This window comes from Enterococcus sp. DIV0210g, assembly GCF_050559705.1.
GTDB lineage: Bacteria > Bacillota > Bacilli > Lactobacillales > Enterococcaceae > Enterococcus_B > Enterococcus_B faecalis_A.
In genome coordinates this window covers 1,836,295-1,850,818 of record NZ_CP187903.1, presented here as the reverse complement: position 1 = coordinate 1,850,818, position 14,524 = coordinate 1,836,295, and the positions used below count along the sequence as shown (strand labels likewise).

At 37.4% G+C, this 14,524-nt stretch carries 14 protein-coding genes and 1 tRNA gene; 11 read left to right on the top strand and 4 right to left on the bottom strand.

Annotated features, from left to right (window positions below; all coding sequences use genetic code 11):
• Positions 1-51: 51 nt before the first annotated feature.
• Positions 52-1,419, bottom strand: a complete 1,368-nt coding sequence (locus IGI64_RS08995) for an HD domain-containing protein (protein WP_429940220.1) — start codon at positions 1,417-1,419, stop codon at positions 52-54.
• Between the two features lie 2 nt (positions 1,420-1,421).
• Positions 1,422-2,240 carry a lipoate--protein ligase family protein gene (locus tag IGI64_RS08990; protein ID WP_429940219.1) on the bottom strand — a complete coding sequence of 273 codons (819 nt, stop codon included), beginning with the start codon at positions 2,238-2,240 and terminating at the stop codon, positions 1,422-1,424.
• 205 nt (positions 2,241-2,445) lie between these two features.
• Here IGI64_RS08990 and IGI64_RS08985 point away from each other — a divergent pair, with 205 nt between their 5' ends.
• Together IGI64_RS08985 and rpoE are read left to right on the top strand one after the other, a co-directional pair.
• On the top strand, positions 2,446-2,880 hold the full coding sequence (locus IGI64_RS08985; RefSeq protein ID WP_016623428.1) for a DUF1934 domain-containing protein: 435 nt from the start codon (positions 2,446-2,448) through the stop codon (positions 2,878-2,880).
• Positions 2,881-2,955: 75 nt separating this feature from the next.
• The gene (rpoE, locus tag IGI64_RS08980; protein WP_016623429.1) at positions 2,956-3,579 is read left to right on the top strand and encodes a DNA-directed RNA polymerase subunit delta; all 624 of its coding nucleotides are present in this window, start codon (positions 2,956-2,958) and stop codon (positions 3,577-3,579) included.
• A 283-nt stretch (positions 3,580-3,862) separates the two neighbouring features.
• On the opposite strand, the gene IGI64_RS08975 is transcribed toward rpoE, so the two are convergent.
• Positions 3,863-3,934 (bottom strand) — tRNA-Arg (locus tag IGI64_RS08975).
• Between the two features lie 59 nt (positions 3,935-3,993).
• Here IGI64_RS08975 and rpoN point away from each other — a divergent pair.
• The 9 genes from rpoN to IGI64_RS08930 all read left to right on the top strand — a co-directional run bounded on the left by rpoN (position 3,994) and on the right by IGI64_RS08930 (position 13,542).
• The gene (gene rpoN / locus IGI64_RS08970) at positions 3,994-5,325 is read left to right on the top strand and encodes an RNA polymerase factor sigma-54 (protein ID WP_016623430.1); all 1,332 of its coding nucleotides are present in this window, start codon (positions 3,994-3,996) and stop codon (positions 5,323-5,325) included.
• 150 nt (positions 5,326-5,475) lie between these two features.
• Positions 5,476-6,567, top strand: a complete 1,092-nt coding sequence (locus IGI64_RS08965; protein WP_016623431.1) for a sugar-binding transcriptional regulator — start codon at positions 5,476-5,478, stop codon at positions 6,565-6,567.
• 40 nt (positions 6,568-6,607) lie between these two features.
• A complete protein-coding gene (gene gap, locus IGI64_RS08960; protein WP_429940218.1) occupies positions 6,608-7,609 on the top strand; it encodes a type I glyceraldehyde-3-phosphate dehydrogenase in 1,002 nt (333 codons plus the stop codon).
• A gap of 105 nt (positions 7,610-7,714) precedes the next feature.
• A complete protein-coding gene (locus IGI64_RS08955; RefSeq protein ID WP_429940217.1) occupies positions 7,715-8,905 on the top strand; it encodes a phosphoglycerate kinase in 1,191 nt (396 codons plus the stop codon).
• Between the two features lie 55 nt (positions 8,906-8,960).
• Positions 8,961-9,716, top strand: a complete 756-nt coding sequence (tpiA, locus tag IGI64_RS08950; protein ID WP_429940216.1) for a triose-phosphate isomerase — start codon at positions 8,961-8,963, stop codon at positions 9,714-9,716.
• A 164-nt stretch (positions 9,717-9,880) separates the two neighbouring features.
• Positions 9,881-11,179 (top strand): phosphopyruvate hydratase, encoded by a 1,299-nt coding sequence (gene eno / locus IGI64_RS08945; protein ID WP_430596454.1) that lies wholly within the window; start codon positions 9,881-9,883, stop codon positions 11,177-11,179.
• 139 nt (positions 11,180-11,318) lie between these two features.
• Complete coding sequence (locus tag IGI64_RS08940; protein WP_430596453.1) at positions 11,319-12,254, top strand: tyrosine-type recombinase/integrase; 936 nt, start codon at positions 11,319-11,321, stop codon at positions 12,252-12,254.
• Positions 12,255-12,521: 267 nt separating this feature from the next.
• Positions 12,522-13,094, top strand: a complete 573-nt coding sequence (locus IGI64_RS08935) for a tyrosine-type recombinase/integrase (protein ID WP_430596452.1) — start codon at positions 12,522-12,524, stop codon at positions 13,092-13,094.
• Positions 13,095-13,182: 88 nt separating this feature from the next.
• On the top strand, positions 13,183-13,542 hold the full coding sequence (locus tag IGI64_RS08930; protein WP_430596451.1) for a DUF1304 domain-containing protein: 360 nt from the start codon (positions 13,183-13,185) through the stop codon (positions 13,540-13,542).
• A gap of 21 nt (positions 13,543-13,563) precedes the next feature.
• On the opposite strand, the gene IGI64_RS08925 is transcribed toward IGI64_RS08930, so the two are convergent.
• On the bottom strand, positions 13,564-14,487 hold the full coding sequence (locus tag IGI64_RS08925; protein WP_430596450.1) for a hypothetical protein: 924 nt from the start codon (positions 14,485-14,487) through the stop codon (positions 13,564-13,566).
• Positions 14,488-14,524: the final 37 nt, after the last annotated feature.

Genomic DNA, 14,524 nt, shown 5'->3' with positions numbered 1-14,524 from the left:
ATTTCGGTCATATCTGAAAAATACAGCAGAAACTGCACCTTCAAATAGGCTCTAATCATTTTCAATCAGCGCACCATTTTTTATATGGCGGGCAAAATCTTGATAGATCTCATCAAATAAATCATAATGGTCACGCAGAGATGGGTCAACCATTTCTTTCGGGAAAAAGAAGCGAGCATCTCTTTGTTCTTGACCAGCAAGTGCAGCTACTAGCTGACTGACTTGGGATAATTCTACCAAAGTTCCATCATTTCTCAAAATCTCGATTTGTGTCCGATGACGTCCTTGTTCTGGCTGATAAAAGTCATAGGGCAAGTCATAACTTGAATTGATTGCTGTATAATAGACTGGATTATAGCCAACTTTTTCGACAAGACCACTTAATTCAGAGATAAGTTCTTTAGGAATCGTTTCATCAAAAGTAGCCGACTTCAATGGTTTACGATTCAAGAAACGTTTAGCAAGATCACTTAAAATCGGATCAGAATCTTCTGTCCATTGCGTAAAGTAAGTACCTAATACACCATCGTCCAGTTTCAAGTATTCGCCTAAAGTAAAAGATTCATTCAAAAACGGCAGCAATAATTGAGAATGAAGTTCAAATGTCTGACTGTCTTCGCGAAATAGTTCACGGGCACGATGAAGTAAGTGTTCCAAAATAACTTCCATGCCGCGGGAAACAGGATGGAAATAAACTTGGACATACATTTGGTAGCGGCTGACGATATAATCTTCCACCGCATGCATGCCATTCATAGAGAAAGCAATGCCGCCTTCATAAGGGCGAATCACACGCAAAATACGTGTCAGATCAAATGTACCATATTCTGTGCCTGTAAAGTACGCATCTCTCAACAGATAATCCATGCGATCCGCATCAATCTGGCTGGAAATCATTTGGACGACTTGCGGATTGGGGTATGTTTTTTGGATAACACTGGCCACTTTTTCAGGAAAACCTTCTTCTACACGATTCAAGATTTGATAGACTTCTGTTTCTGGTGAAGTAATAATCTCTACAGTGATTTCTTCATGATTCGTATGGAAAATATGCTCAAACGTATGAGAATAAGGACCATGTCCGACATCATGGAGCAAAGCAGCACAAAGCGTCACTAAACGCTCGCTGTCATCCCAACCGCCAGCGCCGACCTTGTCTTGAGAATAATTCCGCGAAAAAATATCACAGATTTTTCTAGAAATCTCGTATACACCCAAGGAATGGGCAAAACGGCTGTGTTCCGCTCCGTGAAAGGTAAAAGAAGAGGTTCCTAATTGTTTGATTCTTCGCAAACGTTGGACTTCTTTTGAATTGATCAAATCCAAGATCACTTGATGCTGGACATGGATATAGTTGTGGATTGGATCGCGAAAAACCTTTTCGATCGGCAATGTTTGGTATTTATAAGGCAAAGTCATCATTATTCCTCCTCTAAAAGACTATTTCGCTCTTTCATACGTTCGATCGTTTGCTGCCAAATAGCTGGATCAACATTTTCATGACGCCATTCATTGGAAGAAAGGGCAGTGCTTTCTCCGTAAAGTGTAGTGAAACTTTGGATAAACCGGTTTTTGACTTCTTCAACGGAAAGCGAAAAGCCAAGCAGTTCGTCTAAATCAGCCATTTTTTCTGGTGCGACAGGTGGATAGCCGTCTGTACCAAATCGTTCTTTTAGCGCGGAGCGATAAAAGTCTTTCATTAAATTTCCCCGCAATGTTTGATTACCGTTTACGCTTAAATAAATCATAACGGCAATGCCTTCTTTGACTCTTCGCTGTGCGATCCCTGCGAATTTTTTTCCCCGAATACTTAGATCGAATGTTCCTGGACAATAAGAATCAGGAATCTCGAATGCTTCGATAGCTTGGGTCTCAGGGAAAGCAGCACGCGTTAAAGCAGTCATTTTTTCATACCCTTCGTCGATCGTGATTTTTTTGTCTTTGTTTTGCGGGAAAATCAATGAGATATTCAAGATTCCTTCATCAGAAACGATCCCTAGTCCGCCTGAATTTCGGACAACAGGATGATAACCCGCTTGACGGATCATTTGGACGCCGTCTTGAAAAAAAGCGGCACGGGTGTCTTTCATGCCTAAGATGACTGTTTTTTTGCATTGCCAAAAATGCAAAAACGTTTGCTGTTTTTTCCCGGCTGCTTCTGAAAGCAAATCTGTCAGAGCAAAAGGCGAGAAATATTCTTTTTCATATAGTTCTTGATCTAATATAATAGAAGAGTACATAAAAATAACTCCTTTTTTCGTTTCAAATTCCTCAGTTCAGTTCTGATTATACTCTAAATAGCAGTAATTTTGGGCAAAAGATACTTTAGATAAAGGATTTTGAAGAACAAAGCTGATTTTTATCTAGAAAAAATCAAACGAGTTGGTTGACAAAAGATAGGAAACTGGGAACAATGAACCTATGAGATGTAAAGGAGAATGAACAATGGACTTAACAACAGGTACACCGATTTCAATAAAACTCAGCACGACAGTCAAACAAAAGGAGGGGACACAAGACTTCTACTTTGATTTAAAGGGACAAATGGTGCAAATCGGCGATACGTTATACATACGTTACCAGGAAGTACAAGAAGATGGTCAGGAAGCCCCTGTTACGATCAAGATCATTCCTGACGGTCATATCCAATTGATGCGAGCAGGAGAAGTCCGCATGCGGTTGAAGTTTGGCTATCAAGAGCGCTTGGAAACGACTTACAACACTCCTTATGGCATGATCCAAATGGAAACATTTGCGAAAAAACTGCATGTCAGCTTAAAAGATCGGCCAACTTCTGGAAGAGTCATTATTGATTATGATTTGTTCATGTCGAATGAAAAAGTCGGCGAGTATCATTTGGATTTAGATTTTACTGCTTAAAATTCAAAGAAAGAATTGATTTTTAAGCGCTGATTTTGTATGATAAAGGATAGACTGTGAAAGGACGTGTCCTGATTGGAAATTAGTGTTTTTGAAGGTGCAAACAAAAGTGAATTATCTATGATCGAAGTTGCACATGCGATCTTAGAACAACATGGGGATGTCATGGATTTTTCTGATTTAGTCAATCAAATCCAAACATACCTAGGTAAAACAGATAGTGAAATCCGTGACGCATTGGCACAATTTTATACTGACTTGAATATTGATGGCAGTTTTATTTCTTTAGGCGATAATCGCTGGGGCTTACGTTCATGGTATGCCATTGATTCAATCGATGAAGAAGTGAACCACGGAATGGACGAAGAAGACGAAGATACACCACGCCGACGTAAACGTAAAAAAGTCAATGCCTTTATCAATGATGATGAAGACGCGATCGACTATAACGATGATGATCCAGAAGATAGTGATTTAGCAGATGAAGAAGACGATGAAGATCTGTTTGATGACGATGATGATGAAGAAATCGCAGCTTACAATTCTGACTTGCAAGAAATCGGCGCAGACGATGACAACGACGATGAAGAAGACCTGCCTGGAAACATCGAAGAAGATCTAAGCATCATTGAAGACGACGATGATGATGAAGATGACGAAGAATACGACAGCGAAGAGTATCCTGACGAAGAAGAGTAAGCTTTAAGCCATTCTCTACTTTGATCAAGATGCGTTGACGTACGGATTCTTTCAAATAAGAAAGTTTAAGTCAACACTATACTGCAAGAAGCAAGGGAGTTCCTTTGCTTCTTTATTTTTTATATTTGGACGGCAATGTATTCTGCCTTTTTCTATTAATATAATTATAGAAAAAACTGCCGCACCCTTAAAAAGAGCACGGCAGCTTTTCCTATTCTATACAAGTAAAAACTCTCAAAATACCAAAGCAAAGACTAGACAAATGTGCTAAAATAGCACTAAACGCGTCCTGAGGGAATCGAACCCCCGTCTCAAGAACCGGAATCTTACGTGATATCCACTACACTAAGGACGCAAATACAAAGGTAATTGTATCGAAACAATCAAAAAAAAACAAGGGGATAAGTGGAAAAAATGAAATTTCAACAGAATTTCGCACAAAAACAACAACAAACACAAAAACTAGCCATGACCCAGCAATTACAACAATCGATCCAAGTTTTGCAATATAACAGCGAAGAGCTCCTTGCTTTTATTGAAAACCAAGCGTTGGAAAATCCTCTAGTAGAAGTAATCGAACCTGATTGGCAGCCAGATTATAAAAAAACGAGTTACACAGGTGAAGAAACAAGTTATCTAAATCAGATACCTGATACGAATCTTTCATTATTTGAATATCTGATCGAACAAATCCATCTCAATTATCGGGATACTTTTTTGAGAAAAATCGTCTTATATCTGGTTGAATATATCGATATCAATGGATTATTGACGATCGATCTTGAAAAAGCTATGGTCGAAATCGGCGCATCCTATATCCAAATGCTTGATGCGTTGACTCTGCTGCAGCAATTGGAACCTGCAGGCGTCGGGGCTAGAAATCTGCAAGAATGTTTGATGCTCCAAACGGAAAGAGACGATTCAGCTCCTGCATTAGCGTACATAGTCTTAGAAGAGTGCTTCGATCAGCTTGCTGAACGTAAATGGAAAGACATCGCCAAACGATTCAACACCGATTTGACAGAAATCCAGCAGATATTTGATTATCTCCAAACATTAAGTCCAAGTCCAGGCCGTGTCTTTGATAACAGCAATGAACTCTATATCGTACCTGATGTTCGTGTCCTGATTCACGAAGAAGAAGTCCAAGTTGTTTCGAACCGAAAAGGACAGCCTGCTGTGCAATTTCAAACAACCTATTTTCAACAAATGCAGAAAAAAGCAGATGAAGAAACAGAAAAATATCTGAATGAACGAAAACAAGAATTCGATTGGCTGAAAAAAACGTTGGCACAAAGAGGTGATACGATCCTAAGAGTCGCCCAAGCCATCGTGTCACGTCAAAAAGAATTTTTCTTGAATCCCAGCAGACCAATCAAACCGCTGACATTGAAAGAAGTAGCAGATCAGCTTGATGTCCATGAGTCAACAGTCAGCCGTGCAGTCCAAGGAAAGTATATGGAGACGACATTCGGCGTGTTCGAGTTCAAGAAATTTTTTACTACACGTTTATCTGGGAACGCAGGGAACCAAGAACAATCAGAAGAAGATCTTTCTGCAGATATGGCTAAGAAAAAGCTGCAAGAATTAGTCGATCAGGAAAACAAAGCGAAGCCGTTATCGGATCAAAAACTTGCGGAACTCTTAAAAGAAGAAGCAATTGCCATTTCCAGAAGAACTGTAGCAAAATATCGGGACGCTCTAGGAATCCCTAGTTCATCGAAAAGAAAGCGATATGATAATTAATCGACAATTGCGGCTGGAAAAGTATTTTTATTTTTCCAGCCGTAATGGTTGAAAAATGTCAAATAAACTGGTAGACTAACAGTCGTGAGGTTGAGATTTTTCTTTTGTAATAGCAAGGAAATCAAAAGACTGACTATTTTTTTAACGTATATGGGTCGTTTTAAGTCTACATTGGACGTTGAATGTCCAACCAAGGAGATCGCTATGCTGGATGAGATGAAAATGATTGAAGCTGTGGCACCAGATATTATCGACGTTCTGCAAGAGCGTTTCAAGATTTTGAGAAATATTTATTGGATGCAGCCCATCGGTCGAAGAAGTTTAGCAGAAAGTATGGGGATGACAGAACGAGTCTTACGAACAGAAACAGATCTTTTGAAGAATCTACAACTGATCAACGCATCCAAGAGCGGTATGTCGCTGACGAAAAAAGGCGAGGAAGTTTACCAAAATCTGGAAAACTTCATGGACCAGCTTCTAGGTATGCATCAGACAGAAAAAAAACTGGCTGACTATTTTGGGAATCAACGCTGTATCGTAACATCAGGAAACAGCGAAGACCAATCCAAAGTTGCCGAAGCATTTGGTGATGCTTTAGATGAGACATTGGATCTGCTTCTTCCAGAAGGCAATAATATTATTGCTGTCATGGGAGGAACGACAATGGCTGCCGCAGCAGAACAGTTGACGAATTTGGAAACAAATAAACGGCATAACTTGTTCGTACCTGCAAGAGGCGGTATCGGTGAAGCAGTAACAGTGCAGGCAAATTCTGTAAGTGCAAAAATGGCTGCAAAAGCAAACGGAGATCACCGGGCATTATATGTCCCGGAACAATTAAGTTTGGCGACATATAACTCATTATTGAGTGAACCGTCGATCCAAGAGGTTTTAAACTTGATTAGTCAGGCAAATTGTGTTATTCATAGTATTGGTCGTGCATTGCATATGGCAGCTCGACGAAAAATGTCTGAGAATGAATTGATCATGCTGAAGCAAGCAAATGCTGTTGCAGAATCATTTGGATATTTTTTCAATGAGAATGGCGAAGTCGTGTACAAAGTACCGCGCATCGGCATTGAACTGAAAGACTTGACACAGGTGCCGATCATCATTGCGATCGCTGGCGGAAAATCAAAAGCCAAAGCGATACGCGCATATATGAAGAACGCACCAAAACAAACGTGGCTCATCACAGATGAAGCTGCTGCAAACGAGATTTTAAAAGGGGTAACCCTTTAAAATAAATATTTTTTTGATTTTCATAAGGAGGAAATCTTAAATGACAGTTAAAGTAGGTATTAATGGTTTTGGACGTATTGGACGTCTAGCATTCCGTCGTATCCAAGACGTAGAAGGAATCGAAGTAGTTGCAATCAACGACTTGACAGATGCTAAAATGTTAGCACACTTGTTGAAATATGATACAACTCAAGGACGTTTCAACGGTACTGTTGAAGTTCATGAAGGTTCATTCAACGTAAACGGAAAAGAAGTAAAAGTATTAGCTAACCGCAACCCAGAAGAATTACCATGGGGCGAACTAGGCGTAGATATCGTTCTAGAATGTACAGGATTCTTTACTTCAAAAGAAAAAGCAGAATTACACTTAAAAGCTGGTGCTAAACGTGTTGTTATCTCTGCTCCTGGTGGAAACGATGTACCAACAATCGTTTACAACACAAACCATGAAACATTAACTGGTAAAGAAACAGTTATCTCAGGTGCTTCATGTACTACTAACTGTTTAGCTCCTATGGCTAAAACATTGAACGACAAATTTGGTGTTGTTGAAGGATTAATGACAACTATCCACGCTTACACAGGTGACCAAATGACTCTAGACGGACCACACCCTAAAGGAGACTTCCGTCGTGCACGCGCTGCTGCTGCTAACATCGTTCCTAACTCAACAGGTGCTGCTAAAGCTATCGGCCTAGTAATCCCTGAATTGAACGGTAAATTAGACGGAGCTGCTCAACGTGTTCCTGTAGCTACAGGTTCATTAACTGAATTAGTAACAGTTCTTGACAAAGAAGTTACTGTTGATGAAGTAAATGCAGCAATGAAAGAAGCAGCAAACGAATCATTCGGTTACAACACTGACGAAATCGTTTCTTCTGACGTTGTTGGAATGACTTTCGGTTCATTGTTTGACGAAACTCAAACTAAAGTTATGACAGTAGGCGACAAACAATTAGTTAAAACTGTTGCTTGGTACGACAACGAAATGTCATACACTGCACAATTAGTACGTACTTTAGAATACTTCGCTAAATTATAAGATTCACGTACGAGTGTAAATTTCAAACATGTACACTTAAAAGCGGGGAAGCAATCGCGCTTCTCCGCTTTTTTTGATAATGAAGTTATTTTAGGAGGAATCTCAATGGCTAAGAAAACTGTAAAAGATATCGAGTTAAAAGATAAAAAAGTTCTTGTCCGTGTTGACTTCAACGTTCCATTGAAAGATGGCGTTATTACTGATGATACACGTATCAAAGCAGCTTTGCCAACAATCAACTATGTGCTTGAACAAGGCGGAAAAGCAATTCTTTTCTCTCACCTAGGACGTGTAAAAACTGAAGAAGATAAAGAAGGAAAATCTTTAGCTCCAGTTGCAAAACGTTTAGGCGAATTATTAGGAAAAGAAGTTACTTTTGTTCCTGAAACACGCGGCGAAGAATTAGAAGCTGCAATCAGCAACATGAAAGACGGAGATGTAGTCGTTTTTGAAAACACTCGTTTTGAAGATGTTGATGGTAAAAAAGAAAGCAAAAATGATGCTGACCTAGGTAAATACTGGGCTTCATTAGGCGATGTATTCGTAAACGATGCTTTCGGTACAGCTCACCGCGCACACGCATCTAACGTTGGTATCGCATCAACAGGTATCCCAACAGTTGCCGGATTCTTGATGGAAAAAGAAATCAAATTCATCGGCGAAGCAGTTGAAGAACCAAAACGTCCAATGGTAGCAATCCTTGGCGGAGCAAAAGTTTCTGACAAAATCGGTGTTATCGAAAACTTGATCCCTAAAGCTGACAAAATCTTGATCGGCGGCGGAATGACTTACACATTCTACGAAGCAAAAGGAATCAAAATCGGTAAATCTTTAGTTGAAGCAGACAAAGTTGCTTTAGCAAAAGAATTGATCGAAAAAGCAGGCGGCAAATTAGTCTTGCCAATCGACAACGTATGTGCAGAAGAATTCTCAAACGATGTGAAAACAGAAGTGATTGAAGGAGACATCCCTGAAAACTTGATGGCTCTAGACATCGGCCCTGCATCAGTAAAATTATTTGCTGACACATTGAATGGTGCGAAAACAGTTGTATGGAATGGTCCTATGGGCGTATTCGAAATGAGCAACTTTGCTAAAGGTACAATCGGCGTTTGTGAAGCAATCGCTAACCTTGAAGATGCAACAACAATCATCGGCGGCGGAGACTCTGCAGCAGCAGCTGAACAACTTGGTTTTGCTGATAAATTTACACATATCTCAACAGGCGGCGGCGCAAGCTTAGAGTTATTAGAAGGTAAAGAATTACCAGGCTTGGCAGCAATCAACGATAAATAATTACTAAATTATTTGTCAAAGTAAAACGTTAATCTGAAAAGGAGTGCATATTATCATGCGTAAACCAATCATCGCTGGTAACTGGAAAATGAACAAAACTGCTAAAGAAGCAAAAGATTTTGCTGAAGCAGTGAAAAACAACATCCCTTTAAACGAGCAAGTGGATTCAGTTATCGGATCACCCGCTTTATTCTTACAAGAATTAATGACTTCAGCTGAAGGAACAGAACTAAAAATCTCAGCACAAAACTGCTACTGGGAAAACTCAGGCGCATTCACTGGTGAAACTTCACCAGCTGCTTTGGCTGACCTAGGTGTTCACTATGTAATCATCGGCCATTCAGAACGCCGTGAATACTTCCACGAAACAGATGAAGACATCAACAAAAAAGCAAAAGCAATCTTCTCAAACAACATGACACCGATCCTATGTTGTGGTGAATCTTTAGAAACTTATGAAGCTGGCAAAACAGCTGAATGGATCGAAGGACAAATCACAGCTGGTTTAGCTGATCTTTCAGCTGAACAAGTATCAAACATGGTGATTGCTTATGAACCAATCTGGGCTATCGGAACTGGTAAATCTGCAGACGCACAAATCGCTGACGAAATCTGCGGCGTAGTACGTCAAACAGTTGAAAAATTATACGGTAAAGAAGTTTCAGAAGCAGTACGTATCCAATACGGCGGCTCTGTAAAACCAGAAAACATTGCTGAATATATGGCAAAAGAAAATGTCGACGGAGCTTTAGTCGGCGGAGCCAGCTTAGAAGCTGATTCTTTCTTAGCTTTATTAGAAGCTGTAAAATAATTAGTGAAAATTTGTGGAAAACTGCAAGAAATATTTGCACTTCCGCTGAAAATTAACTAAAATCGTAAATAAGGGAAATCCCTTAGGAAAAACAAATCGGCGTCTTGGAGTTTCCTTGCAAAAGGAGCTTTGGGACAGCCACTAATTAAAAGGAGAGACAAAACATGTCAATTATTACTGATGTTTACGCTCGCGAGATTTTAGACTCACGTGGTAACCCAACAATCGAAGTAGAAGTATACACAGAAAGCGGCGCATTCGGACGCGGAATGGTACCTTCAGGAGCTTCAACTGGTGAATACGAAGCAGTTGAATTACGTGATGGAGACAAATCTCGTTACGGCGGCAAAGGTGTAACTAAAGCTGTTGACAACGTAAACAACATCATCGCTGAAGCAATCATTGGTTACGATGTACGCGACCAAATGGCTATCGACAAAGCTATGATCGAATTAGACGGAACTCCTAACAAAGGTAAATTAGGTGCGAACGCAATTTTAGGTGTATCTATCGCTGTTGCTCGTGCAGCTGCTGACTACCTAGAAGTACCTCTATACCACTACCTAGGCGGATTCAATACAAAAGTTTTACCAACTCCAATGATGAACATCATCAACGGTGGTTCACACGCAGACAACTCAATCGACTTCCAAGAGTTCATGATCATGCCTGTTGGTGCACCAACATTTAAAGAAGCTCTACGTATGGGTGCAGAAGTATTCCACGCTTTAGCAGCTATCTTAAAAGGCCGCGGATTAGCTACTTCTGTTGGTGACGAAGGCGGATTTGCTCCTAACCTTGGTTCTAACGAAGAAGGTTTCGAAGTTATCATCGAAGCTATCGAAAAAGCTGGTTATGTACCTGGTAAAGACGTAGTTCTTGCAATGGATGCAGCTTCTTCAGAATTCTACGACAAAGAAAAAGGTGTTTACGTTTTAGCTGATTCAGGCGAAGGCGAAAAAACAACTGACGAAATGGTTAAATTCTACGAAGAATTAGTATCTAAATACCCAATCATCTCAATCGAAGATGGATTAGACGAAAACGACTGGGACGGATTCAAAAAATTAACAGAAGTTCTAGGCGACAAAGTTCAATTAGTTGGTGACGACTTGTTCGTTACAAACACTCAAAAACTTTCAGAAGGTATTGAAAAAGGAATCGCTAACTCAATCCTTATCAAAGTTAACCAAATCGGTACTTTGACAGAAACATTCGAAGCTATCGAAATGGCTAAAGAAGCTGGCTACACAGCAGTTGTTTCTCACCGTTCTGGTGAAACAGAAGATTCAACAATCTCTGACATCGCTGTTGCAACAAACGCTGGCCAAATCAAAACTGGTTCTCTTTCACGTACTGACCGTATTGCAAAATACAACCAATTACTGAGAATCGAAGACCAATTAGGTGAAGTAGCTCAATACAAAGGACTACAATCATTCTACAACTTAAAAAATAAATAATCTGGTAATGTAAAAGCAGCTATACCAATTTTTCAGAAATGATAAAATTAGTGTAAAAAGTGTTTCTACTTTTATGTTCTAGTATTATTGCTAAGTGCCTTTCTTATGTCAACTAATGACATGAGAGGGGCATTTTTTTATGCACTATGAACGATTAGTAAAGGAATACTTGTTAGAATTGAAATTGGAAAATTATTCAAAAAGAACGATTGAGTCTTATGAACAACATCATCGAAAATTTATAGACTATTACAAAAAAGAAATTAGTTCACCGATTTTAATTGAAGATGTTTCGAAAATTCATTATAAGTTGTTCATCAGTTTTTTATTGGATTGCCAATTAAAAAGTAGTTATATAAATGCGATTTTAAAAACTCACAAAGCTTTCTGGAACTATTTAGTAGCTGAGAAAGTAGTCAGAGTTAGTCCTTTAGAAACTATAAGATTATTAAAGGAAACAAAGCCATTATTAACTACATTCAATGATAAAGAAGTAAAGGATATGCTGAATGTGTGGAAATTTGATACCTATTTAGGAGCAAGAAATAAGTGTATTATTGCTCTTTTAGCAGATACAGGTATACGTGTATCTGAACTATTAAATTTAAAGGATACAGATTTAGCTGAAAACTATATCCGAATATTAGGAAAGGGGAGTAAATGGCGAGTAGTGCCAATCTCATCTGAATTAAATTATTTTATTACTCGATATAGAAGGATTCGAGATAGTCATTTTTATACACTTAGAAATTATCATGGCAAAACAAGGAAATTAGATGAACAGCTATTTTTAGGGAAAACAGGAAGAAAAATTAAGACGGTGACGAATATTGAATTGATATTGAAAGAAACAGGTAAGAGAGCAGGCGTTAGGGCAACTGTTAGGTGTAGTCCTCATACACTAAGGCATTATTGGACGGTAAAGAATTTGCAGATGGGGCAAGATATTTTTACAATAAGTAAGATGTTGGGGCATTCCAAACTAGATACAACGAAAATTTATATCAGTAGTATCACGGATGAACAATTAGTAGATAAAGCGGTAAAGACAAGTCCTTTGGGTAGTATACTTTAAATTAGTAGTCAAATTCAGGAGAACATGCTTAAATAGTGTTTTCCTTTTGATTTTCATATATTTAATCACTTGTGATTGTGTGTTCTACAAATTTGCAACCTACAAATTATGATGCTATAAAGGTCCTTGTAATGGATACTTTTATAATTAGTATCCCTAGCAGATGTTGATAAATCAACTTCTAAATAAACTATAAAGATGAAAAGGATACTTTAATCAGTAATGAACAGATAAGTATCCCATCAATAACTTATAGGAGGAGGTCAAATGACACGGAATATTATTAATGTAAAACCAATTAAAGACAAGAAGGTAATGCTAGATTTTTTATCTGAGTTAAACAAAGGGAAGCATGGGAAAAGAGACCATTTAATATTTACCATAGGCATTTTCACTGGCTTGCGGATTTCTGATATTTTAAATTTAAAAGTGTCTGATGTTCAAAATAAAACGACAACTATCATTGTTGAAAAAAAGACGAACAAGCAAAGGGATTTAAATTTATCGAATCTAACAAGTCTAATTATTGATTATTTGAATACCTATCACGATAGGCAATCTGATTGGCTTTTCTATCGTCCTTCAGACCATTCACAAGCTCTAGGCACTCATCAATATTATAAAGTGCTTCAAAGAGTCGCAAGTGTTCTGGAATTGGATTATATTGGCACTCATACCATGAGAAAAACATTCGGATATAAGTATTATCGACAATTCAGGGATATTCCCACATTGATGAAAATTTTGAATCATTCTAGTCAAGCAGTGACTATCCGATACATCGGATTAGAAGAAGAAGAAATACGAGCTAGCTTGGATAAGTTCAATCCGTTAGATTAAATTGATGGTTATAAGATATTTTACAACTCACTTAAAATAACATATAATTTGATAGTAATAAAAATAAATCGTTAAGAAAGGAGAAAAAATGTCAATTTTATCAAAAGTATTGATTGTTTTAGTAGCTTTGGAATTTTTCTATATCCTATATTTAGAAACGTTTGCTACAACTTCAGACGCTACAAGTCGAGTATTTAACATGACAAAAGAAGAGTTAAAAAGCAAAGCTTTAAACACACTTTTTAAAAATCAGGGTATTTATAATGGTTTGATTGGTGTTGGGTTATTATATAGTGTTTTTCTTTCAAGTAATCCAATCGAAATGAGTAGATTACTAATAATTTATATTATTTTAGTGGCATTATATGGCAGTATTACAAGTGATAAAAAAATTATTCTAACCCAAGGTGGTTTAGCTATTTTAGCACTTATTTCAACATTCTTTTAAGAAAACAAAAAGCACAGTCAATTAAGAGTGTGCTTTTTGTTTGTTTCTTTTTATTTGAACCGTATTATATTTCTGTCTATTTGAATCGCTTTTATAGTAAAGATAATGTGCAGTGTTAAAATCATTTTTATCTGAGGAAAAATAGAAAGAGTTTTTAGCTTTTGAATATTTACTTAACGCATAATAGAAATCCATGATTGAGCCAATTTTTTTCGTCTCATATTGTCTATTTTGGTTTTTAGTAAAATAGTAAAATCTATTTAAGGACTGTATATAAACTAAAATATCATCACGAATATATTGCCTATTTTTATCTAGTTTTTTATATGAAAAATCATCTAATCTTGCTTCAATAATAGGTAAATAATCAGCATTAGGAATAGCTAAGATTTCAATAGTATCTAAAGAACTTGTATGATAATCTATGGTTACTTTATTGGTAATAGCAGAAATTTTCATTGGGAATTTAGTAAGTTCATTTTTTACAAATTCTAAAAACAGTTCCTTTTTTTCAATAGAAGCTAATTGATTATATAGTATATTTGCTCGTTGTTTTAATTGTTCGTTAGTAGAAAAGTTTGTTCTCCCTGATGAATGACAAGAAACAAGTAATTCTTTTTGTTTATCGTGATTAGTAATAAGTCGAATATTATCTGTAAAAATAGCATACTTAATTAACTTCTGAATAACGTCTGCTTGTATATCTAATAGTTGTAAATTATTCGATTCAAAGCTATTAGTATAGTAAAAATATTTTCCTAACTTTTGTTTAGTAATCATTTTGTTGTTTTCAAGTGTTTGTAACCGACTTTCTAAACTAATACGATTACATTGAAGTAGCTTTATTAGTGTGGATTCATATATGCCACCTGAGTTGTCGATTAGTTGAAATAATTCATCAGAATCTATTGCTCTTTTGTTTACACTTAGTATGTTCAATTTCACTCCCTGATGTTAAGATGATTTCATGGACACGATTTGG